We start from the raw sequence: 22,140 nt of genomic DNA on the forward strand, positions 1-22,140 counted from the left end.
CCGGTGCCCCGGCAGGATCGGCGCCTGCGCGGACGGTCCTCCCTCGTGGCTGTACGTGGCCGGGTGGCTGCCGGGCTCGCTCGGGGACGACGCCGCTGCGGGGCTCGGAAACCGGGTCGGGGACGTGGTGCGCGAGGGCTCCGCCGGCGCCGTGGGGTCCGACGCGTGCGCGACGGCCTGGGTCGCGGTGAACCGGACGTCCACGGCCGGCTCCCGACCGGCTCGTCCCGCACGTCACGGTGGCGTGCCGGTGTGGGGGCGCCGGTCACCCGCGCCGGGGTCCTGGCCGGTCCCGCCGCGGCGTTCCTCGGCGACCCGGTGGTGGCGTCCCCCGGGTGACCGTCCGGTGCGTCAGGGGCCGCTGAGCACGGCGTCGACGACCACGATCAGCAGGGCGCCCGCCGTGACGAGGAAGGCCCGCAAGGCCCAGACCAGCGTCCGTGAGTGCGTACGCACGACGACGCTCCCTCCCGCGCGTCACCGTTGACCCGCTCTCCCGACCGTACGACGGCGGGTGCCCGGCCGCAGCCGGGCACCCGCCGTCGTGCCGTGGTCAGAGGCCCTGCGCGACCCGGTAGTACACCTGGTTCCACCGGACCTGGTCCGCGAACCCGCGACGCGTCGTCGACTCGTCGATGACCAGCAGCTCGGTGCGCGCCAGCTCGGCGAAGATCTCCCACGCCTCGATGCCCACGGCCGTGCTCAGCACGGTGTGGTGCGCACCGCCGGCGGTCAGCCAGCACTCGGACGACGTGGTGAAGTCCGGGCGGGGCTCCCACACGGCACGCGCGACCGGCAGGTTCGGCAGGTCGGCCGTCGGCGGGACGATGTCCACGACGTTCGCCGTGAGGCGGAACCGCTCGCGCATGTCGGCCATCGACACGACGACACCGGGGCCGGAGTCGGCGTTGAAGACCATGCGGACCGGGTCCTCCTTGCCGCCGATGCCCAGCGGGTGGATCTCCACGCGCGGCTTCGACGTCGTGAGGGTCGGGCAGATCTCGAGCATGTGCGCGCCGAGGATCTTCTCCGCACCCGGGGTGAGGTCGTAGGTGTAGTCCTCCATGAGCGAGGCGCCGCCGGGCAGCCCGGCACCCATCACCTTGGCGACGCGCACGAGGACGGCCGTCTTCCAGTCGCCCTCGGCGCCGAACCCGTAGCCCTTGGCCATGAGCCGCTGCACGGCGATGCCGGGCAGCTGGCGCAGGTCGCCCAGGTCCTCGAAGTTCGTCGTGAACGCCATGGCGCCGCGCTCGGTGAGGAAGCCCTCGAGCGCGATCTCCTGGCGGGCCGCGTAGCGCAGCGACTCGTGGCGGTCGCCGCCGCGGCGCAGCTCGGGCACGACGTCGTACAGGTCCTCGTACTCCGCGACGAGCGCGTCGACGCTCGCGTCGTCGACGGCCTCGACCGCGGCGACGAGGTCGTTGACGCCCCAGGTGTTGACCGAGACGCCGAGCCGGATCTCCGCCTCGGTCTTGTCGCCCTCGGTGACGGCGACGTTGCGCATGTTGTCGCCGAAGCGCACGAGGCGCAGGTCCTGCGCGGCCTGCCAGCCGGCGGCGGCGCGCACCCACGTGCCGATGCGCGCGGTGACGGCCGGGTTCGAGACGTGGCCGGACACGGTGGTGCGGGAGACGCCCAGGCGCGTGGCGATGTACGCGTACTCGCGGTCGCCGTGCGCGGCCTGGTTGAGGTTCATGAAGTCCATGTCGATGCTGTCCCACGGCAGCTCGACGTTGGCCTGCGTGTGCAGGTGCAGCAGCGGCTTGCGCAGCAGGTCCAGGCCCGTGATCCACATCTTGGCGGGGCTGAACGTGTGCATCCACGTGATGACACCCAGCACGCGGTCGTCGGAGTTGGCGTCCAGCACCGCACGGCGGATGGAGTCCGAGTCCTTGAGGACCGGCTTCCAGACGACCTTCGCCGGGACGTCGCCGGACGCGTCGAGCGCCGCGGCGACCTCCTGCGACTGCTCGGCGACCTGGCGCAGCGTCTCCTCGCCGTACAGGTCCTGCGAGCCGGTGAGGAACCAGATCTCCTGGTCGGGGTAGGCCTTGCTCATCGTGCATCTCCTCCGTGGGCCGGCATCAGTGCTGGCCGTAGACGTTCTGGTAGCGGGCGTACAGCGAGTCGACGTCGCTCTGCGCGATCGGCAGCGGCTCGCCGAGCTGGCGGCTGATGTGGACGGTCCGCGCGACCTCCTCGACCATGACCGCGGCCTTGACGGCGGCCTTGGCGTCCTTGCCGATCGTGAAGGGGCCGTGGTTGCGCATGAGGACCGCGGGGCTGCGGGACTCGCGCAGGGTCTCGACGATGCCGCGGCCGATGGAGTCGTCGCCGATGAGCGCGAACGGACCGATGGGGATGTCCCCGCCGAACTCGTCGGCCATCATCGTCAGCACGCACGGCACGGGCTCCGCGCGGGCCGCCCAGGCCGTGGCGTACGTCGAGTGCGTGTGCACGACCCCGCCGACGTGGGGCATGTGCGTGTAGACGTACGCGTGCGCGGCGGTGTCGGACGACGGCGCCCGGTCCCCCTCGACGAGGTTCGCCTGCAGGTCGCACACGACCATCGACTCCGGCGTCAGCTCGTCGTACGTCACGCCCGACGGCTTGATGACGAGCAGGTCGCGCTCGCTCGGCCCCGCGGGGTCGACGACGACGCGCTGCGAGACGTTGCCCGCGGTCCACACGACCAGGCCCCACCGGGGCAGCTCGGCGTGCAGCGCGCTGACCTTCTCGCGGGCGCGCGCGACGGCCTCGCGGACGTCGGGCCCGTAGGCGTCCAGTGCTGTGGTGGTCATCCGGCCTCCTGCGTCGGTGCCCGCGGTGGCGGGCGGTGTGGTCCGGCGCGCGGGCGCCGGTGCGCGGCCGTGCCGCGCGTGGTCTCAGGTGGTGCTCAGAGCACCTCGGTGGCGGTGCGCTCGACGGCCAGGCCGGCCTCGTAGCGCTCGAGCCAGGTCGCGTACCCGGCGACGTCCGCCGGGTCGGGCTGCACGACGTCGATCTCGGCGTCCGCGAAGACCCGCGTCGTCAGGTACGTCCCGAGGTCCTGCGTCGCCCCGCTCGCGAGGTAGCCGGCGAGCACCGCGATGCCCCACGCGCCGCCCTCGCCCGCGGTGCGCCCGACGGCGACCGGGGTGTCGACGGCCGCCGCGAGCAGCCGCTGGGCCACGCCCGCGGTGCGGAACAGCCCGCCGTGGGCGTACATCGCGTCGACCTCGACACCCTCGGCCGTGAGGATGCGCATGCCCAGGCTCAGCGTGCCGAACGCGCCGTACACCTGCGTGCGGACGAAGTTGGCGAGCGTGAGCCGGCTGTCCGGGGTGCGCACGACCAGCGGACGCCCCTCCTCCAGGCCGGTGACCGGCTCGCCGGACAGGTAGTTGTAGGCCAGCAGCCCGCCACCGTCGGCCTCGCCCTCGAGCGCCTCGCGCAGCAGCACGCCGAACACCTCGTCGGAGCCCGCGTCCGAGCCGAGCGCGGTGGCGAAGCGGCCGAACACCCCGGCCCACTCCCCCAGCTCGCTGGCGCCGTTGTTGCAGTGGACCATCGCGACCAGGTCGCCCGCGGGCGTCGTGACCAGGTCGATCTCGTGGTGCACGCGCGCCAGGGGCTTCTCGAGCACGACCATCGCGAAGATGCTGGTGCCGACGCTGATGTTGGCGGTGCGCGGGGCGACCGACGCGGTCGCGACCATGCCGGTGCCGGCGTCGCCCTCGGGCGGGCACAGCGGGGTTCCGGCGCGCAGCGTGCCGGTCGGGTCGAGCAGCGCGACGCCCTCGTCCGTCAGGCGCCCGGCCTCCTGGCCGGCGACCAGCACCTGCGGCAGCAGGTCGGTCAGGTGGTCGACGGGCAGCCGGTCGGCGGCGTGCGCGTCGAAGCGGGCCAGCAGGTCGGCGTCGTAGTCGCGGGTCGACGGGTCGACGGGGAACATGCCCGAGGCGTCGCCGACGCCGACGACCTTGCGGCCCGTCAGCCGCCAGTGCACGTAGCCGGCCAGCGTGGTCACGAAGCGCACGTCGGCGACGTGCGGCTCGGCGTCCAGCACGGCCTGGTACAGGTGCGCCACCGACCAGCGCAGCGGGATGTTGTAGCCGAGCAGCTCGGTGAGCTCGGCGGCGGCCGGGCCGGTCGACGTGTTGCGCCACGTGCGGAACGGCACCAGCAGGTCGTCGTCGGCGTCGAACGCGAGGTACCCGTGCATCATCGCCGACACGCCGATCGCGGCGAGCGACGTCGGCCGCACGCCGTGGCGCTCCTCGGCGTCGGCCAGCAGCTCGGCGACCGCCGCGCGCAGCCCGTCCCACACGGCGTCGAGGGAGTACGTCCACGTGCGGTCGACGAACTGGTTCTCCCACGCGTGCCCGCCGCTCGCGAGCGGCACGTGGTCGTCGCCGACCAGGACCGCCTTGATGCGGGTCGAGCCGAGCTCGATCCCGAGGGTCGCCCGCCCCTGCTCGATCGCCTCGCGGGCCGCGTTCGGTCGGGACTGCTCGTCGTGGTGCGCCATCACGCGCTGCTCCCTCTCCGGGCCGCGTCGCCCGGGGTCGTGGTCAGGTCCGCCAGGTCGTCTCCACCCTCCGGCACCTGGTTGATGTTAACGCTCACATGACGCGGGTGCCAACCTCCTGCTCAGCCGACCGGACCGTCCGGGGGCGCCGACGACGCGCGCACGACGAGCTCCGGCGCGATGGACCGGTGCTCCGCCGTCGCGCCCGCCAGCGCGTCGACGACGGCCTGCACCGCACGCCGCCCCAGCTCGTCGAAACCCTGCCGCACGGTCGTCAGCGCGGGGGCGTAGAACGCGGTGCCCGGCTCGTCGTCGAACCCCACCACGGCCACGTCCTGCGGCACCCGGACACCGGCCCGCGCGAAGGCGGCCAGCAGGCCGAGCGCGAGCTGGTCGTTCGCGGCGAAGACCGCGTCCGGCAGCCCTTCCTCCACCAGCCGGCCGCCCACCGCGAACCCGTCGGCGGCGGACCAGCCGCCCGGACGGTCCGCCGGCACCGGCGCACCCGCGGCCTCGAGGGCCTCGTGCCAGCCCTGCAGCCGGTCCCGCGCGTCGTACCACTCCTGCGGTCCCGCGACGTGCACCACCGTGCGCCGGCCCGACGCGAGGAGGTGCTCGGTCGCGAGTCGGCCGCCCGTCACCTGGTCCACCGCCACCGTCGGCAGGTCGACGCCCTCACGCCCCGAGGACACGAGCACCACCGGCACCGGCAGCCGCACACCGCTCACCGCGTCGACGGTCCCGCTGCGCGGCGCGACGACGACCACGCCGTCGACCCCCTGCGCGAGGAAGTGCTCGACCGCCGCGACCACCTCACCGCCGCTGAACTCGCGCAAGGTCGCCACCGACACGTAGAAGCCGGCGTCGCGCGCCGCCTGCTCGAACGCGACCAGCGTGCTCGTCGGGCCGAACAGCGCGGTCGCGGGCGTGATGACGCCGAGCGTCCCGGTGCGCCGCGTCACCAGGGCCCGGGCCGCGAGGTTGGGCCGGTAGCCCAGCGTCGCGATCGCGTCCAGGACGCGCTCGCGCGTCGCCGGGCGCACGCTCGGGTGGTCGTTGAGCACGCGCGAGACGGTCTGGTGGCTGACGCCCGCGAGCGCGGCCACGTCGTTCATCGCCGGGGGCCGGCCGTCGCGCGTGCGCCCCGGTCGCGCCACCGGGCGCGGTTCCACGGCCACGCGTCAGCCCGCACCCAGCTCGCGCGAGCGCTCGGCGGCGGCGCGCACCCCGGCGACGAGACCGGCGCGCACCGCGTGCGCGTCCAGCGCCGCGACCCCGGCCACCGTGGTGCCCCCGGGCGAGGAGACCCGCTCCCGCAGGACCACCGGGTGGTCGCCGGTCTGCGCGACCATCGCGGCCGCGCCCTCCACGGTCGCGACCGCGAGCCGCGAGGCCAGGTCCCGTGGCAGTCCCAGCAGCACCCCTGCCTCCGCGAGCGCGTCGATGACGTAGAACGCGTACGCCGGCCCCGAGCCCGACAGCGCCGTCACGGCGTCCAGGTGCTTCTCGGCGACCCGCTCGACGAGGCCCGTCGCCGCGAGCATCCGCTCGACCAGCGCGAGGTGCTCGTCCCCGGCCGCACGGCCCGGGGCGATCGCGCTGGCCCCCTTGCCGATGAGGGCGGGCGTGTTCGGCATGACACGGACGACGGGGGTCCCGGCGGGCAGCGCGTCCTCGTAGACGCGCAGCGGCACACCCGCCGCGACGCTCACGACCAGCGCACCGTCGCGGAGCACCGGCGCCATGTCCGCGAGCACCGCCGGCACGACGTCCGGCTTCACGGCCAGCAGCACGACATCGGCCGACGCGGCCGCGTCCCGGTTGCCCGCCGTGCGCGCCCCGTGCTCGTCGGCGAGGGCCGCCGCCCTGCCGGCGTCCTGGTCCGCGACCGTCAGCCGGTCACCCGGCCAGCCGCCCGTGCGCAGCGCCGCCACGAGCGTGCCGCCCATGACGCCACCGCCGAGCACCGCCACCGCGGGCGTCGCGCCCAGGTCCTGCGTCGCCATCGTGTCCTCCGTCGCCGCTCGCCGGCCGCACCCCTGCGACCGCAGCGAGCCTACTGGCGCAGCCCTCTGCCCCCACCCCCCACCCCCAGCCCGCGAGAGAGCAATCCAGTCACCCCCACCCCCCGCGAGAGAACAATCCAGTCACCCCCACCCCCCGCGAGAGAACAATCCAGTCACCCCCACCCCCCGCGAGAGAACAATCCAGTCACCCCAGGGACGTGGGGCTGCCGGTCGCCCGGCCGGATGGGCGCTCGGTCGTACGCAGACTTGATTGCTCTCTCGCGCTCACGGGGCGGGACTCACGGGCACGACTGGATTGCTCTCTCACCACGGGTGGGACCCACCGGCGGGACCCGTCGGCGGGGCTCTCCGGCACGACTGGATTGCACTCTCACACCACGGGCGGGGCCCACGGGCGGGGCCCACTGGTGGGGCCCACCGGTGGGACCGCGGGCGGAGCCCACCGGCAGGCCTCACGGGGAGGACTGGATCGTGCTCTCGCGCTCAGGGGAGGGTGAGGAGGCCGTCGGTGAGCAGGCCGCGGACGGTCGGCAGGACGTCGGCGGCCACGTCGGCGGCCGGGACGTCGAGCAGCGCGCCCAGCGCCCCGACGATCTGCCCGACGGTGAGCTCGCCGTCGCACGCGCCGACGAACGCCGCGAGCGCCGTCCCGGCCTGCACCGTGCGCCCGAAGCCGTGGCCCTGGCGCAGCAGCACGACGCGGGGGTCGGCCGCGCCCGGCTGCAGGTACCGCTCCTCGGTGACGTCGGGGGCGACCTGCAGCCGCAGGCCGGCGAGGTCCTCGTCGGTCAGGTGCGTCACGGCGTCGTGCGCCGCGAGGCCGGCGGCGAGCACCGGGCCGAGCGGGGGGCGCACGGGTCCGGTCTGCGACTCGAGGCGACGCAGGGTCGGTGCGCCCGCGAGCGGCCGGCGCAGCGTGACGATGCCGAACCCGACGGACGCGACGTCGCGCGACGCGAGGTCGTCGAGCCACGCGCCGTACCGGTGCTCCCACGCGTCGCGGTCGGCGGGTGTCGTCCCGCCGTCGCGGATCCACGTCTCGGCGTACTGCGCGGGGTCCTGCTCGTCGCGCTGCACGACCCACGCGTCGAGGCCCGACGCGTCGACCCACGCCCCGATGCGCTCGTGCCACTCCTCGCCGTCGCGCACCTCCCAGTTGGCGAGCAGCTGGGCGACACCCCCGGGCGCGAGGACGTCACCGACGCCGGTGACGAGGTCACGCACGAGGTCGTCGCCCGCCCGCCCGCCGTCCCGGTAGTCGTAGGCGGGGACGTCGACGCGCCGGGGCGTGATGACGAACGGCGGGTTGCTCACGACCAGGTCGAACGCCTCACCGGCGACGGGTTCCAGCATCGAGCCCGCGCGCAGCTCGACGCGGTCCGGCCCCAGGCCGGCCAGCGCCGTCGTGAACCGCGCGAACGCCAGCGCCCGCGTCGACAGGTCGGTCGCGACGACGTGGCGCGCGTGCCGGCCGGCGTGCAGCGCCTGCACGCCGCACCCGGTGCCCAGGTCCAGCACGCGCTCGCGCGGGTCGCGGACGGTCGCCTGCGCCAGCGTCACGGACGCCCCGCCGACGCCGAGCACGTGGTCCGTGCGCAGGGCGCGGCCGGTCGCCAGCTCCCCCAGGTCCGACACGACCCACCACGCGGCCTCGCCCGCGCCGTCGGTCGCGGCGTACGGCCGCAGGTCGACGAGGGCCCGGACGTCGTCGTCGGCGCCCCGGCCGGCCGCGTCGACGAGCCCGCAGCGCCGGGCACCCTCGACGCCGACGGACGGCAGGGCGCGCTCCAGCGCCGCGCGCGGCACCGGGACCCCCAGCACGAAGCACCGGGTCAGCACCGCCGCGGGGTCCGCACCGGCGGAGGCCGTCGGTGCGGTCGCGCGCAGCGCCGGAAGCGCCTCGCCGCGGTCGAGCGCGCCGGTCGCGACGGGACCGAGCAGCTCCTCGACGTGCTCGACGGTGTACGCGGCGGCGTCCAGGTCGACGCGCAGCGCGTCGAGCAGCTCGGGGACGACGACAGGGGCGTGCGGGGTGGCGCTCACGCCCCCATCGTCCCAGGCGGGCGGCGGCCGGCCGCCGCCACGGGGGCCGGCCGGCTCACGGCACGCGCGGTCAGGGCTCCGGGAGGTGGACGTCGACCACCAGCGGGCGGTGGTCGCTCGCGACGCCCACCGCGGCGTGGTCGGGCACCTGCGCCCCGAGCACCGGCAGGCGCCCGTCGACGAGCACGACGTCGATGCGCAGACGCGGCACGTCGGCCGGGTAGGTCGGCTGGTCGGCGTCGCCGGCCGTCGCCGCGTCCTGGAGCCCGCCGGCCGCCCCGCCCAGCGCGTGCCAGGACGGCCCACCGGGGCGCTCGTTGAGGTCGCCCGCCACGACGACGGGACCGTCCTCGCCGCGCAGCAGACGACGCGTCACCAGGTCGACGTGCCGGGCACGCTCGGCGGCCCGCAGGCCCAGGTGCACCACGACCACCCGGACGCCGTCGACGCGGGCCGTCGCGACGCCGCGCCGCGTCAGCCCGACGCGCCACGGCAACCGCATCCCCGCCGCCTCCCGCACGCTGCGGTGCGGGACGACGAGGAGCGCGGTCGTCCGGGCACCGCCGCCGCCGACCGCGACCCGCAGACCGGTCCGGGCCGCGAACCGCCGCAGCCGCGCACGACCCGTGAGACCGCGAGGGGGCTCCTGCACCGCGAGCACGTCGGGGCGCGCGGTGCGCACGACCTCGACGAGCGCGTCGACCTCCTCGCGCAGCCCACGCAGGTTGTACGTCATCACCCGCAGGGTGCCGACCTCGCGCGCGTCCACCGTGACCTCCGTCCGTCCCCCGGCTGCGCGAGCGTACCGACCGGCGCGCGGCGCGTCACGGCACCGGGCCGGGCCGCACGGCACCGGCACGGGCACCGGCGCTGGCGTACGTTGGCCCGACCGACCGACCGACCGACCGCCGCGCCACGCGGCGCCACGACGAGGGGACCACTGTGCGTCGCACGCCTGCCGTGACCGTGACGGCCCTGACCGCCCTGCTGCTGACCGCGTGCACCGGCGGGGACCGCGAGGCGGCACCGAGCGGGGGCGCCACCCCGGCCGACGCGAGCGCGGGCGCCTCGGCGGACGCGAGCCCGGGCGCCCCGGCCGACGCCGGCGGTGGCACGCAGCCCGACGCGCCGTTCGACGGCGGGACCGAGCAGTGCCTGGTCGGCGTGTGGCGGCTCGACCTGGCAGCCATGCAGGACGACCTGAGCACGATGCTCGCGGGCGGCGGCGAGGCCGCCGGCGACGTGGAGGTCGAGGTCGAGGGCGCGACGACGTACGAGTTCGCGGCGGACGGGTCGTTCGCCGCGGCGGTCGACTCCTCGTCGTCCATGACGTTGTCGTCGGACGGCGAGGAGCTCACGTCCTCCACGGCGTCGACGGGCGACCTCACCGGCGTGTGGTCCCTGGCCGGCGACGTGCTCACGATCTCCGACGTCGACGCCGCCGGGCTCGACGTGACGACGACGGCGGCGCTGGGGGGCGAGTCGATCGACGTGCCCCCGGGCTCCGCGCAGGACGCGATCGAGGCGCTGCCGCCGACGGTCTCGACCGTGACGTGCGGGACGGCGACGCTGACGCTCGCGACGGCCACGGTGGCGGACGAGGACAGCGACCCCGTGAGCCTGACGTACACGCTGCGGCGCTGAACGACGGGGCCGGACCGCCCTCCTGTCAGGAGGGGGCCCGGCCCGCGTCGTCCGTGGCGCCGCGGCTCAGCCGACGAGCTGCGCCTCGTGCTCGAGCCGCCCCTCGCGGTCGACCTTCGCCGCGCGCAGCCGCGAGGCGACGACCGCGCCGAACGCGATGGCCGTCGCGACGACCGCGATGGCCAGGCGCAGGACGTGGTTGGCGTCGTCACCGACGGACACCACGACGATCGCCGGCGCGATGAGGACGGACACCAGGTTCATGACCTTGATGAGCGGGTTGATCGCCGGGCCGGCCGTGTCCTTGAACGGGTCGCCGACCGTGTCGCCGATGACGGCCGCCGCGTGCGCGGGCGAGCCCTTCCCCCCGTAGCTGCCGTCCTCGATGATCTTCTTCGCGTTGTCCCACGTGCCGCCGGAGTTCGCGAGGAAGACGGCCATGAGCACGCCCGACCCGATCGCACCGGCGAGGAAGCCGGCGAGCGGGCCGACGCCCAGGCCGAAGCCCACGGCGATCGGCGCGAACGCCGCCAGCAGCCCCGGGGTCGCGAGCTCGCGCAGCGAGTCGCGCGTGCAGATGTCGACGACGCGCGCGTACTCGGGCCGCACCTCGCCGGTCATGATCCCCGGGTTCTCGCGGAACTGCCGGCGCACCTCGAACACGATGGCGCCGGCGGCGCGCGTGACGGCGTCGATCGCCAGGCCCGAGAACAGGAACACGGTCGCGCCGCCGAGGATCACGCCGACGAGCGTGATCGGGCTGATGATGTCGTACGACATCATCGCCGCGACGAGGTCACCGCCGACGTCGCCCACGACGGCGTCCAGCGCCTCGCGCACCGCGGCCGCGTAGGAGCCGAACAGCGCGGTGGCCGCGAGCACGGCCGTGGCGATCGCGATGCCCTTGGTGACGGCCTTCGTCGTGTTGCCCACGGCGTCCAGGTCGGTGAGGATCTGCGCGCCCTCGGCCGACACGTCGCCCGACATCTCGGCGATGCCCTGCGCGTTGTCGCTCACGGGGCCGAACGTGTCCATCGCGACGATGACGCCGACCGTCGTCAGCAGCCCGCAGCCGGCCAGTGCGATGAGGAACAGCGCCAGCGGCACCGAGCCGCCGGCGAGGAGGAAGACCCCGCAGATCGCGGCGGCGATGATGCCGGCGGTGTAGACGGCCGACTCGAACCCGACGCCGATGCCGGACAGGACGACCGTGGCCGGACCCGTCAGCGTCGTCCGGGCGACGTGCAGCGTCGGCTTGCTCGTGGTGCCCGTGAAGTAGCCCGTGACCCACAGGATGACCCCGGCGAGGACGACACCGATGAGGACGGCCGCCGACGTGATCAGCCGGGGGTCGCCCCCGTGGCTCTCGAGGCCCGCGGTGCCTCCCGTCAGCGTCGCGAACGACGCCGGCAGGTACACGAACGCGGCGAGGGCGGCGAGCAGCACGCCGACGAGGGCCGAGACGTAGAAGCCGCGGTTGATGGCCGTCAGGCCGCTCTCCTCGCCGCGCACCCGCGTGATGGCGATGCCGAGGCCCGCGACGAGCGCCCCCACGGCGGTGACGATGAGCGGGAAGACCATGCCCTCCTCGCCGAAGGCCGCACGCCCGAGGATGAGCGCCGCGACCAGCATGACCGCGTAGGACTCGAAGAGGTCGGCCGCCATGCCCGCGCAGTCGCCCACGTTGTCGCCGACGTTGTCGGCGATGGTCGCGGCGTTGCGCGGGTCGTCCTCGGGGATGCCCTGCTCGACCTTGCCGACCAGGTCCGCGCCCACGTCGGCGGCCTTGGTGAAGATGCCGCCGCCGACGCGCATGAACATGGCCAGCAGCGCGGCGCCGAAGCCGAAGCCCTCGAGCACCGCCGGCGCCTCGCCGCGGTAGAGGAGGACCACGAGCGCGGCCCCCAGCAGCCCCAGGCCGACGACGGCCATGCCGACGACGCCACCGGTGCGGAACGCGATCCTGGCGCCCTCCGCCCGCCCACCGGGCTGCGACGCGGCCGCGGCCACGCGCAGGTTGGCGCGCGTGGCGAGCCACATGCCGAGGAACCCGATGGCCGCGGAGAACCCGGCCCCGACGAGGAAGAAGATCGACCGCCCGATCTTCACCCCGCTGTCCCCCGGCAGCAGGAACAGCAGGGCGCAGACGATCGCCGCGAACAGCGCGAGCGTGCGGAACTGGCGGCTGAGGAACGCCGACGCGCCTTCCTGCACCGCCTGGGCGATCTGCTGCATCGAGGCCGTGCCCTCGCCGGCCGCCAGCACCTGGCGCCGGAGCACCGCCGCGACGACCAGGGCTGCCAGTCCGATCACGGCGATCACCGCGACGATCGTGATGCTCGTGGTCCCGAGCTCCATGCATCCTCCTCGACACACCGGCGCGATCCCCCTGAGCACGCCCGTCGTCCGGCCCCGTTGCCGACGACCCGGTGAGTCTAGCGGCGGGTGTGACGCAGGTCGCACCCGTCCGCCACACGGTCGCGCGTCAGCGGTCGTCGGTGCGGGCGGCGACGGCACGTCTGCTCCCGGCGGCCCGCCGCGGGGCTCGCGGGCGCGGTGCGACGCCGCCCTCAGGAGGCGAGCGCGGCCTCGAGCGTGTCGTGGATGGTGAACACCTGCGTCAGGCCGGTGATGCGGAAGACCTTGAGGAGCCGCTCCGAGGCCACGACGAGCACCAGCCGGCCACCGGCGATCCGCACCCGCTTGAGGGTGCCGACCAGCAGGCCCAGCCCGGTGGAGTCCATGAACGTCACGCCGGTGAGGTCGACGACGAGGTCGGTGTGCTGCTCGGCGATCAGCAGCGAGAGCCGCTCGCGCAGCCGGACGGCCGACGAGACGTCGATCTCGCCCGCGACGTGCACGACCGCCCGCGTCCCCACGTCCTCCACGCTCACCTGTACGTCCATCGATCCCTTCCCTGCGTGTACGTCTGCAGTGCATTCAAGCATCCCGCGCTGGGGTGGTCGGGGACCCGGCCCTCGGGTCCCGTCGTGCGGACCAGGGCTCGGACCCCAACCTTTCGGGCTCCTCGTCCGTCACCATGGGTGAGGCGGCACCGGTCCCCGCCGTCCGCCCGACGACAGGAGCCCCGTGACCCCGTGGCAGGACGCGCTGGACGAGCTCGTCCGCGCCCGTGGTCGCGCCCTCGTGGGGTACGCGTACCTGCTGACCGGTGACGCGCGGGAGGCGGAGGACCTCGTCCAGGACGCGCTGGTCCGCACGTTCACGCGCGGCCGGGGCACGCGCGAGATCGCCTCGGCGGAGGCCTACGTGCGGCGCGCGATCCTCACGACGTACGTCGACGGCTTCCGTCGGCGGCGGCACTGGGCCTCCATCCGCCACCTGGCCGCGGTCCCCGAACCGACACCGCCGGACGGGCCGCACGCCGGGCCCGAACCCGTGGTCACCACGCGGATCGCCGTGCAGCAGGCGCTCGCCGTGCTGCCGCCCCGCGAGCGCGCCTGCATCGTGCTGCGCCACTTCGAGGACATGACGGTCGCGCAGGTCGCCGACGCGCTCTCGCTGTCGGTCGGGACCGTCAAGCGCTACCTGTCCGACGCCACGCGCACGCTGGAGGCCCGTCTCGGGCCGCTGGCCGGCGACGAGGACGAGGTCACCCACCACGACGTCCTGGTCACCGCCCGGAGGTCACGATGAGCACACGGCTCGATCTCGCGCTCCAGGAGATCGCGGACGCCGCCGGCGACGCGACGTCGTTCGGCGCCACGACCGGCCCCGCGACGGTGCAGCGGCTGGCAGGGCGGGTGCGCCGTCGGCGTGCGGCGCGCGCCGCCACGACCGCCGCGGTCGCGGCCGGCACGGTCGGTGCGGTGGCGGTCGTGGGGCCGCAGCTGGCGCTCGACGTGGTCCCGGCCGCCGACCCCCAGGCCGCGCCCGGCACGTGCGCGTCGTCGGTGACGACGCTGCCCACGGACGGCGAGGACGTGCTCGACGTCGAGCTCGGGTACCGGGACGCGACGGGGGTGTCGTCGGTCCACCCGGCCGCGGGCGTCGGGCTCGGCACGTGGCAGGGCGGCACGGCCGACCTGCGGGTCGCGATCACGCAGGTGCCCGCGGGGATGACGGCGCCGTCGCGGCTCCGTCTGCTCGTCGCGCAGGACGACGTCGTGGTCGGGACCGCGCAGGAGCCGCTCGCCGCGACCCCCACGACGACCGACGAGGTCCTGCGGACACGCCTCGCCGACCTGGACCCGTCGGTGCCGGTCGACGACCGGCCGGTGCACGGGCTGGTACCCGCGGCGGACGTGACGTGGAAGGCGCTCGACGGCACCGACGGCACCGTGCGTGCCGTGCAGGCCGTCGCCCTCGACCTCGCGGCCTGCGACGGCTCCGGGCCCCTGACGGCCGGGACGTACGACGTGTGGGCCACCACGGTCGACTCCCAGGGCACCGTGCGCGGCTCGTCCGGCCCGTGGCAGGTCACGGTCGCGCCGGACACGCCGACGGTCGACGAGCTGCCGGACGACTTCCCCGGCCGGGTCCGTCTGGTCGACGGCCGGCTGGTCGCGGCGCACCGGCAGGGCGACGGGTGGACCGCCGAGGTCGTCACGCCCGGGGACGACCGGGTCGACGTGGCGGCCGGGCTGCTCGAGCGCGTCGCGCTGCGTACGGACGACGCCGGCGAGCTCCTCGGCCCGCCGTTCGGGGAGCCCTTGTGGGGGGTCGGCGTGGAGGTGCCGGGGTGGTCCGTGCGGATCATCGCGTCGCAGGCGGCGGACGGTGAGCCGTCGGTCGTGTACGTCCTGACGCCGACGTCCTGACGCGACCGCGCGTCGCCGGCCCCTCGCGACGGCCCACCGGTACAACGTTCCCGGGCTCTCGCGCGTCGAGGCTGGTGACGGGGCTCCCCCGTCACCAGCCGGGCGAGCCGGCGACCAGGGAGGTCAGGCGTGGCTGTGGCGCAGGACGCGGACGGCGACACGCTGGGCCTGCTCGCGCGCGAGCGCGGCCGCGCGCTGCTCGCCTACGCGTACCTGCTGTGCGGCGACCGCCGCACGGCCGAGGACCTCGTCCAGGACGCCCTCGTGCGCACGTTCACCCGGGTCCGCGCCGGCACCGACGTCACGCACGCGGAGGCGTACGTCCGTGCCGCGATCCTGCGCGGGCACCTCGACACGTGGCGACGGCGGCAGCGGTGGAGCGCGGTGCGGCACCTGCTGCACGTGCCGGGCGACGAGACGTCGCGCGACCCGGCGCCGTCCGTCGCGACCGGCTCCGCGGTGCACGCCGCCCTCGCCACGCTGGCGCCGCAGGAGCGGGTGGCCGTGGTCCTGCGGCACGTCGAGGACCTCACGGTGCCGGAGGTCGCGGCCCGCATGGGGTTGGCCGACGGCACGGTCAAGCGGTACCTCTCGACCGCGACGGCCAAGCTCGCGGAGCGGCTGGGGCCGGTGCCCGACGACGACGAGCAGGTCACCGTCGACTCACGGGGGTCACGATGAGCACGGACCGGCAGCCGCATCCCCTGGACGGTGCGCTCGAGGAGTACGAGGGCGAGGCCGCGACGTACGAGGTGCCCGTCGACGGCGTCCGCGCCCGCGTGCGCCGGCGGCGCCGTGCGCGGGCGGCGGCACGAGGCGGCGTGGTGCTCGTGACCCTGGGGGCGGTCGCCATGCTGGCACCGCAGGCATTCGAGGGCACCGCCGTCCCGGTGGCCGCGCCCGCCGGTGACTGGCCCCCGCAGTTCGTGCGGTGCGGCCTGCGCCCGGACGACGTGCGGGTCGACGACGGCCCCGCGGACACCTGGCTGGGGACGACGGACCCGGCGGCGGCCGCCGTGGCCGCGGTGGACCCCGGGGCCGACGTGGGTTCCGACCGGTCGTGGCGGTTCACCTCCGTGGTGTCCGTGGCCCCTGACGTCGCGACCGAGGGCCGGCTCGTGGCCACCGACGTCTCGCTGGTGCGCGGCGGGGAGGTGGTCGCCGTCCAGAGCGACGCCCGCGTGCCGCAGGCCGGCGGGGCGCCCACCGAGGTCTCACCGTTCCCGCTGGTGGTCGACCTGGGCGTCGAGCTCGTGTCCTGCGGCTCCTACCCGATCGGGGAGGGGGACCCGGTGGTGCCCGCGGGCGTGTACGACGCGGTCGTCACGCACACGGTCGAGTGGGTCGACCCGGCGGGCGCGGTCCGCACCGCGCGGACGTCGGCGACGACGACGCTCGACGTCGCCGACGACGGTGCGTCCGTCCCCGCGCCCGAGGCGTGCGGCGCCGACGCCGCGATGCTCGTGCCGCGTTCCGGCCCCACGGGCAACCCGTTCCCCGTCACGCTCGACGCGGACGTGCCCGCACGGGTGGCCGCCGACCAGCCGCTGCGCCTCACGGTCACCGCGACCAACGAGGGCACGGCCACCGTGGCGGGCTCGACGGGCGACCCGACGGTGCTCCTGACGCGCGGGGGCCGGGTCGTCTCCGTGCCCGTGCGCACCGACGACGCGCGGGACGCCACTCTCGCGCCCGGTGCGTCGATCACCTGGGAGAAGACGGTCGAGCCGCGGCAGTGCGGTGACGGCATCGACGAGCCTCTGCCCGTCGGCCGGTACGAGGTGTGGGTCGCGGTGGACCTGCTCCTCGCCGAGCCGGAGGGGACGGACGGTCCCGACCGGGGCCGGCCCGAGGTCCACCTGCTGTACGGACCGTGGCCGGTGTCCCTGGGCTGACGCGCCTCAGCCCCGGTGCAGCCGCTCACGCGGCACGCGCGCGAGCGCCCGGGCGTACTCGTCGGTCGTGCCGTCGGGCCGCACGTCCTGCAGCACGTGGTCGCGGACGCCCAGGTCGGCCAGCAGGGCCGTGAGCTCGGCGACCTCGCCGCGCGTGAGCACCGTCGGGTCGACGGTCGTGCGCACCTGGACGTCCACGCCGCTGTCGAGCACGATCCGCAGCGACGCGAACGCCTTGTCGGCGGCCGTCGTGCCGCTACCCGCCCGCGTGATGGCCCGGTACAGGCGGGCGGGGGCCTTGATGTCCAGGCCGACCCAGTCGACGTGCGGGATCAGCTCGCGCAGCCGCGCCGGGTAGGCGCCGGCGGTGTGCAGCCCGACGAGGAAGCCGGCGTCCTTCACCTCGCGCGCCGCGGCGACGACACCGGCCTGGCGCGTGGGCTCGCCGCCGGACAGCACGAGCCCGTCGAGCAGACCGCGTCGACGCGACAGCAGGTCGGTGACCGTCGACCACGGCACCACGCCGGGCAGGCACGGGTCGAGGATCGCGCTGTTGTGGCAGTACGTGCACCGCCACGGGCAGCCCTGCAGGAACGCCGTGGCGACCAGCCGGCCCGGCCAGTCGACCGTGGACAGCGCGGTGAGCCCGGCGATCTGCAGGGACGCCGCCGCGGCGTCCCTGCAGTCGTCGGACGTCATGCCCGCGCCCCCGCGGGCTCCAGGAACGGCAGGCGGTCGGCGTGCTCGCCCTGCTTGCCGATGTTGAAGGAGCTGACCGGGCGGTGGTAGCCCATGACGCGCGTCCACACCTCGCACGTCGTGACGACGCCGTCCTCCTCGCACGTCGGGCACAGGGGGTGCTCGCCCGAGAGGTAGCCGTGCGCGGGGCAGATCGAGAACGTCGGCGTGACGGTCAGGTACGGGAGCCGGAAGCGCGTCAGGGCCCGCCGGACCAGCTCGCGGCAGGCCTCGGGGGTCGAGATGCGCTCCGACATGTACAGGTGCAGCACCGTGCCGCCGGTGTACCGCGTCTGCAGGTCGTCCTGGCGCTCGAGGGCCTCGAACGGGTCGTCGGTGAAGCCCACGGGCAGCTGCGAGGAGTTCGTGTAGTACGGGTGGTCGGGCGTGCCGGCCTGCAGGATCGTCGGGAACCTCTTGCGGTCCTCCTTGGCGAACCGGTAGGTCGTCCCCTCGGCGGGCGTGGCCTCCAGGTTGTAGAGGTTGCCGGTCTCCTCCTGGAACTCGACCATGCGGGCCCGCACGTGGTCGAGGACGCGCAGCGCCATCGCGTGCCCGCGCTCGTCGGTGATGTCGTCCAGACCGCCGGTGAAGTTGCGGATCATCTCGTTCAGGCCGTTGACGCCGATCGTCGAGAAGTGGCTGTCGAGCGAGCCGAGGTAGCGCCGCGAGTACGGGAACAGCCCGTCGTCCATGAGCCCCTGGATGGTCGCGCGCTTGAGCTCCAGCGACGTGCGGGCGAGGTCCAGCAGCCGGTCGAGGTCCGCCAGCAGACCCGCCTCGTCGCCCGGGTGGAGGAACCCGAGCCGCGCGCAGTTGATCGTGACCACGCCGATCGACCCGGTCTGCTCACCGGAGCCGAACAGGCCGTTGCCGCGCTTGAGCAGCTCGCGCAGGTCCAGCTGCAGGCGGCAGCACATCGAGCGCACGTCACCGGGCTCCATGTCGGAGTTGATGAAGTTCTGGAAGTACGGCAGCCCGTACTTGGCCGTCATCGCCCACAGCCGCTGCGCGTTCTCCGACTCCCAGGGGAAGTCCTTCGTGATGTTGTACGTCGGGATCGGGAACGTGAAGACGCGACCCGACGCGTCGCCCTCGGTCATGACCTCCATGTACGCGCGGTTGATCATGTCCATCTCGGCCTGCAGGTCGCCGTACGTGAAGTCGCACGGCTCGTCGGCGACGAACGGCGTCTGGTCGGCGAGGTCGGCCGGGCACGTCCAGTCGAACGTCAGGTTCGTGAACGGCGTCTGCGTGCCCCACCGCGACGGCACGTTGAGGTTGTAGATCAGCTCCTGGATCCCCTGGCGCACCTCGGTGTACGTGAGGGCGTCGAGCCGCACGTACGGCGCCATGAACGTGTCGAAGCTGCTGAACGCCTGCGCCCCGGCCCACTCGTTCTGCATCGTGCCGAGGAAGTTCACGATCTGCCCGATCGCGGCGCTGAAGTGCTTGGGCGGGCGCGCCTCGACCTTGCCGGGGACGCCGTTGAGGCCCTCCTGCAGGAGGGTGCGCAGCGACCAGCCGGCGCAGTAGCCCGACAGCATGTCCAGGTCGTGGATGTGCAGGTCGCCGTCGCGGTGCGCGCGTCCCACCTCCGGCGGGTAGACCTCGCTCAGCCAGTAGTTGGCCACGACCTTGCCGGCCGTGTTGAGGATCAGACCGCCGAGCGAGTACCCCTGGTTGGCGTTGGCGTTGACCCGCCAGTCGCTGCGGTCGAGGTACTCGTCGATCGTCGGGGCGACCTCGACGACGACGGGGCTGGCGGGCCGGTCCTGCTGCGACATGCGTGCGCTCCTTCACGTCTCTGCGTCCTGCGAGTGGACCACCAGAGAACAGCGCACGACACAAGATGTTGTGCCCAACACGCGCGACACGCCCACATCTGCCACGCCTCAGCGCGCAGGAGGCAGGAAGAGACGGACCTAGGTCCCGTCCACCGGGTGAATCGGACGGGCGTCAGCGCGCGTCGAGCAGGCGCTCGCGGCCGTCGAGCAGCCCGACCGCCTCGCAGGTCGACGCCCACCGGCGGAGCGTCACACCGCTCGAGTCAGCCGCACCCGCTGTCCCGGCTGGAGCTGTGCGGCCAGCGCGCGGCCGGCCGTCGTCAGCACCGCCACGACCGGGTAGCCGCCCGTGACGGGGTGGTCGGCCCCGAACAGGAGGGGTCGGCCGTCGTGCGGCACCTGCACGGCCCCGGCCACGAGGCCCTCCGACGCGAGCTCGTCGGCCACGCCGCGGGTCAACGGCTCACCCGCGAGGCGCACCGCGACCCGGTTGCTCGCGGGCGACACGGCCCACACCGTCGACCACAGGCGGGCGCGGCCCGGTGCGTCCAGGCGGTCCAGCCGGGGTCCGTCGAGCGCGGGGAGCACGACCACCGGACCCGGGTGCCCCGCCACCCCGCCCACCGCCGGGTCAGCCGCGGCACCGTCCGGGACCGGCAGCTCGGGGAAGCCGTCGACGTCCCGTCCCAGCGGGAGCAGGTCACCCGCGCGCACGGCCGCCGGCCCCAGCCCCGACAGCACGTCCGCGGACCGCGACCCGAGCACCGCCGGCACGCCGACGCCGCCGCGCAGCGCGACCCACGAGCGCAGCCCGCTGCGCGGCGGGGCGAGCGTCAGCGTCGCACCCGCCGGTGCGCGGATCGCCGCACCGTGCGGGACGGGGACCCCGTCGAGGTCCGCAGCGGCGTGCGCACCGGTGACCGCCAGCGCCGTCGTCACCTCGACGCGCAGCACCAGCCCGCCGAGCACGACCTCCAGACCCGCCGCGTCCGCGCGGTTGCCGACGAGCCGGTTCGCGCGCCGCAGGGCGGCCGGGTCGGCAGCACCCGAGCGCGGCACCCCGACGTCGGCGAGCCCCGGGCGACCCAGGTCCTCCACCAGCACGAGCGGGCCCGTGGCCAGCACGCTGACACCGCCTCCGACGGCTGGGGACCGGCCCGCCGGGCCGCCGGCCGCCACCTCGCCACGCGTCCTTACCGCCGAGCCCGCGTCCGCGTCCGGTGCGAGCGGGGCGGGTGGCGCGGCACCCACGACCGCCGACGCCCGGTGGCGGACGAACCGCACGACGTCCCCGGGTGCGAGCCGTGCCGCGGCGTCGCGGCCGCGCACCGCGTCGAACATCACGACGGTCGTGGTGCCCAGCAGCCGCCACCCGCCCGGCGAGGCCGCCGGGTAGACCGCCGTGAACTCGCCGGCCACCGCCACGGCACCGGCAGGCACCCGCGTGCGCGGCGTCGCCAGGCGCGGCACGTGCAGCCGCGGGTCCAGGCCGACCACGTAGGCGAACCCCGGTGCGAACCCGCCGAACGCCACCCGGTAGCCCTTCGGCCCCCCGGCGACGTGCCGGGCCACGACCTCCTCGACGGACAGGCCCGTCACGCGTGCGACGTCCTCGAGGTCCTCGCCGTCGTAGACCACGGGGACGTCGACGACCCTGTCCGGGCGGGTCCCGCTGCCCCGGTCACCGGAGGTCGCGCGGGCGGCGACGGCCGCCGACCACGCGGCACGTCGCCGGGCGTCGCCACGCACCAGGACGGTGCGGGCCGCCGGGACGACGTCCACGACCCCCGGCGGGAGCGCCGCGCGCAGCGCCCGGTCGAGCGACCGGACCGCGTCGAGGTCGTCGACCTCGACCAGCATGCCGTCGTCACCGTAGGGCAGCAGCCGGGGTGGCACGTCAGGCACCGCCGAAAGGGCGGACGTCCACGCCCGCCGCCGCCAGCGCCGCCCGCACCGCCGTCGCGATCGCGACGGCGCCCGGGGTGTCCGAGTGCACGCACAGCGACTGCGGCGCGAGACGCACGACGGCCCCGTCGACCGCGGTCACCGTGCCCTCGACGGCCATCCGCACCGCCCGGTCGGCGGCCTCGTCGGGGTCGGTGACCAGGGCCCCGACCCGGTCGCGCGGCACGAGGGTGCCGTCCGGCCGGTAGCCGCGGTCGACGAACGCCTCGGTGGCGGTGGCCAGGCCCGCCGCGGCCGCGAGCGCGAGCACCCGCGACCCGGGCAGGCCGAGCACCGTCAGCGCGGGGTCCACCGCGAGCACCGCCTGCACGACGGCCCGGGCCTGCCCCTCGTCGTGCACGACCGCGTTGTACAGGGCACCGTGCGGCTTGACGTGCGTCACGCGCGCCCCGACGGACCGCGCCACCGCGACGAGCGCCCCCACCTGGTACGCGACCTGCGCGCGCAGCACCTCCGGTGCCACGCCCACGTGCCGACGCCCGAAGCCCGCACGGTCGTCGTACGACGGGTGCGCGCCGACGGCGACCCCGCGGGCGACCGCGGCGGCGCACGTGAGCGCCATGGTCGTCGCGTCACCGCCGTGGTACCCGGCGGCGACGTTCGCGCTGGTCACGAGTTCGAGCAGCGCGTCGTCAGCCGCCGGCTCGAGCCGCCACGGCCCGTCACCCTCGCCGAGGTCCGCGTTGAGGTCGATCACACCCACCCCCCGATCCTCCCCCACCCACCCCCACGCGAGAGAGCAATCCA

18 protein-coding genes are annotated in these 22,140 nt (G+C 75.3%); 5 read left to right on the forward strand and 13 right to left on the reverse strand.

Annotation, left to right across the window (positions count from 1 at the left end; translation table 11 throughout):
* Nucleotides 1-553: 553 nt before the first annotated feature.
* From araA to NP075_RS14345, 7 genes are all read right to left on the reverse strand, one after another.
* Nucleotides 554-2,062 (reverse strand): L-arabinose isomerase, encoded by a 1,509-nt coding sequence (araA, locus tag NP075_RS14315; RefSeq protein WP_227565323.1) that lies wholly within the window; start codon nucleotides 2,060-2,062, stop codon nucleotides 554-556.
* Nucleotides 2,063-2,087: 25 nt separating this feature from the next.
* Nucleotides 2,088-2,804: an L-ribulose-5-phosphate 4-epimerase gene (locus tag NP075_RS14320; RefSeq protein WP_207339140.1), complete on the reverse strand. Its 717-nt coding sequence runs from the start codon at nucleotides 2,802-2,804 to the stop codon at nucleotides 2,088-2,090.
* Nucleotides 2,805-2,899: 95 nt separating this feature from the next.
* Entirely contained in the window at nucleotides 2,900-4,513 is a 1,614-nt protein-coding gene (locus NP075_RS14325; protein ID WP_227565374.1) for a xylulokinase, read from the reverse strand.
* 122 nt (nucleotides 4,514-4,635) lie between these two features.
* On the reverse strand, nucleotides 4,636-5,691 hold the full coding sequence (locus NP075_RS14330) for a LacI family DNA-binding transcriptional regulator (protein ID WP_308054147.1): 1,056 nt from the start codon (nucleotides 5,689-5,691) through the stop codon (nucleotides 4,636-4,638).
* A gap of 3 nt (nucleotides 5,692-5,694) precedes the next feature.
* A complete protein-coding gene (gene proC, locus NP075_RS14335; protein ID WP_227565322.1) occupies nucleotides 5,695-6,519 on the reverse strand; it encodes a pyrroline-5-carboxylate reductase in 825 nt (274 codons plus the stop codon).
* Nucleotides 6,520-7,023: 504 nt separating this feature from the next.
* Nucleotides 7,024-8,583, reverse strand: coding sequence for a DUF7059 domain-containing protein (locus NP075_RS14340; RefSeq protein WP_227565321.1), 1,560 nt, complete (start codon nucleotides 8,581-8,583; stop codon nucleotides 7,024-7,026).
* 70 nt (nucleotides 8,584-8,653) lie between these two features.
* The gene (locus NP075_RS14345) at nucleotides 8,654-9,352 is read right to left on the reverse strand and encodes an endonuclease/exonuclease/phosphatase family protein (protein ID WP_227565320.1); all 699 of its coding nucleotides are present in this window, start codon (nucleotides 9,350-9,352) and stop codon (nucleotides 8,654-8,656) included.
* Nucleotides 9,353-9,525: 173 nt separating this feature from the next.
* Between NP075_RS14345 and NP075_RS14350 the strand changes: the two genes are divergently transcribed.
* A complete protein-coding gene (locus tag NP075_RS14350) occupies nucleotides 9,526-10,227 on the forward strand; it encodes a hypothetical protein (protein ID WP_227565319.1) in 702 nt (233 codons plus the stop codon).
* Between the two features lie 66 nt (nucleotides 10,228-10,293).
* On the opposite strand, the gene NP075_RS14355 is transcribed toward NP075_RS14350, so the two are convergent.
* Both NP075_RS14355 and NP075_RS14360 read right to left on the reverse strand, forming a co-directional pair.
* On the reverse strand, nucleotides 10,294-12,585 hold the full coding sequence (locus NP075_RS14355) for a sodium-translocating pyrophosphatase (protein ID WP_227565318.1): 2,292 nt from the start codon (nucleotides 12,583-12,585) through the stop codon (nucleotides 10,294-10,296).
* Between the two features lie 212 nt (nucleotides 12,586-12,797).
* Entirely contained in the window at nucleotides 12,798-13,121 is a 324-nt protein-coding gene (locus NP075_RS14360) for an STAS domain-containing protein (protein ID WP_431355606.1), read from the reverse strand.
* Nucleotides 13,122-13,317: 196 nt separating this feature from the next.
* On the opposite strand from NP075_RS14360, the gene NP075_RS14365 reads away from it, so the two are divergent.
* The 4 genes from NP075_RS14365 to NP075_RS14380 all read left to right on the forward strand — a co-directional run bounded on the left by NP075_RS14365 (nucleotide 13,318) and on the right by NP075_RS14380 (nucleotide 16,903).
* Complete coding sequence (locus tag NP075_RS14365; RefSeq protein ID WP_227565316.1) at nucleotides 13,318-13,884, forward strand: SigE family RNA polymerase sigma factor; 567 nt, start codon at nucleotides 13,318-13,320, stop codon at nucleotides 13,882-13,884.
* Nucleotides 13,881-15,008: a hypothetical protein gene (locus tag NP075_RS14370; RefSeq protein ID WP_227565315.1), complete on the forward strand. Its 1,128-nt coding sequence runs from the start codon at nucleotides 13,881-13,883 to the stop codon at nucleotides 15,006-15,008. The genes NP075_RS14365 and NP075_RS14370 overlap by 4 nt, the downstream gene beginning before the upstream one ends.
* A gap of 129 nt (nucleotides 15,009-15,137) precedes the next feature.
* Nucleotides 15,138-15,689: an RNA polymerase sigma factor gene (locus tag NP075_RS14375; RefSeq protein ID WP_227565314.1), complete on the forward strand. Its 552-nt coding sequence runs from the start codon at nucleotides 15,138-15,140 to the stop codon at nucleotides 15,687-15,689.
* Nucleotides 15,686-16,903: a hypothetical protein gene (locus NP075_RS14380; RefSeq protein ID WP_227565313.1), complete on the forward strand. Its 1,218-nt coding sequence runs from the start codon at nucleotides 15,686-15,688 to the stop codon at nucleotides 16,901-16,903. The genes NP075_RS14375 and NP075_RS14380 overlap by 4 nt, the downstream gene beginning before the upstream one ends.
* 6 nt (nucleotides 16,904-16,909) lie before the next feature.
* Here the strand turns inward: NP075_RS14380 and NP075_RS14385 are convergent, their stop codons facing one another.
* The 4 genes from NP075_RS14385 to NP075_RS14400 all read right to left on the reverse strand — a co-directional run bounded on the left by NP075_RS14385 (nucleotide 16,910) and on the right by NP075_RS14400 (nucleotide 22,096).
* Nucleotides 16,910-17,602, reverse strand: coding sequence for an anaerobic ribonucleoside-triphosphate reductase activating protein (locus tag NP075_RS14385; RefSeq protein ID WP_227565312.1), 693 nt, complete (start codon nucleotides 17,600-17,602; stop codon nucleotides 16,910-16,912).
* Nucleotides 17,599-19,428 (reverse strand): ribonucleoside triphosphate reductase, encoded by a 1,830-nt coding sequence (locus tag NP075_RS14390; RefSeq protein ID WP_227565311.1) that lies wholly within the window; start codon nucleotides 19,426-19,428, stop codon nucleotides 17,599-17,601. The genes NP075_RS14385 and NP075_RS14390 overlap by 4 nt, the downstream gene beginning before the upstream one ends.
* A 249-nt stretch (nucleotides 19,429-19,677) precedes the next feature.
* A complete protein-coding gene (locus tag NP075_RS14395) occupies nucleotides 19,678-21,324 on the reverse strand; it encodes a 5-oxoprolinase subunit B/C family protein (RefSeq protein ID WP_227565310.1) in 1,647 nt (548 codons plus the stop codon).
* 1 nt (nucleotide 21,325) lies between these two features.
* Nucleotides 21,326-22,096 carry a LamB/YcsF family protein gene (locus NP075_RS14400; protein WP_227565309.1) on the reverse strand — a complete coding sequence of 257 codons (771 nt, stop codon included), beginning with the start codon at nucleotides 22,094-22,096 and terminating at the stop codon, nucleotides 21,326-21,328.
* Nucleotides 22,097-22,140 lie beyond the last annotated feature (44 nt).

Origin of the sequence: Cellulomonas wangsupingiae, assembly GCF_024508275.1 — a bacterium.
Lineage (GTDB): Bacteria > Actinomycetota > Actinomycetes > Actinomycetales > Cellulomonadaceae > Cellulomonas > Cellulomonas wangsupingiae.

What these genes read in the sequence shown, in the direction of transcription:
- NP075_RS14370 (WP_227565315.1), top strand. Translation starts at nt 13,881, where the DNA reads ATGAGCACACGGCTCGATCTCGCGCTCCAGGAGATCGCGGACGCCGCC.
- NP075_RS14380 (WP_227565313.1), top strand. Translation starts at nt 15,686, where the DNA reads ATGAGCACGGACCGGCAGCCGCATCCCCTGGACGGTGCGCTCGAGGAG.
- NP075_RS14320 (WP_207339140.1), bottom strand. Translation starts at nt 2,804, where the DNA reads ATGACCACCACAGCACTGGACGCCTACGGGCCCGACGTCCGCGAGGCC.
- araA (WP_227565323.1), bottom strand. Translation starts at nt 2,062, where the DNA reads ATGAGCAAGGCCTACCCCGACCAGGAGATCTGGTTCCTCACCGGCTCG.
- NP075_RS14390 (WP_227565311.1), bottom strand. Translation starts at nt 19,428, where the DNA reads ATGTCGCAGCAGGACCGGCCCGCCAGCCCCGTCGTCGTCGAGGTCGCC.
- proC (WP_227565322.1), bottom strand. Translation starts at nt 6,519, where the DNA reads ATGGCGACGCAGGACCTGGGCGCGACGCCCGCGGTGGCGGTGCTCGGC.
- NP075_RS14355 (WP_227565318.1), bottom strand. Translation starts at nt 12,585, where the DNA reads ATGGAGCTCGGGACCACGAGCATCACGATCGTCGCGGTGATCGCCGTG.
- NP075_RS14385 (WP_227565312.1), bottom strand. Translation starts at nt 17,602, where the DNA reads ATGACGTCCGACGACTGCAGGGACGCCGCGGCGGCGTCCCTGCAGATC.
- NP075_RS14325 (WP_227565374.1), bottom strand. Translation starts at nt 4,513, where the DNA reads ATGGCGCACCACGACGAGCAGTCCCGACCGAACGCGGCCCGCGAGGCG.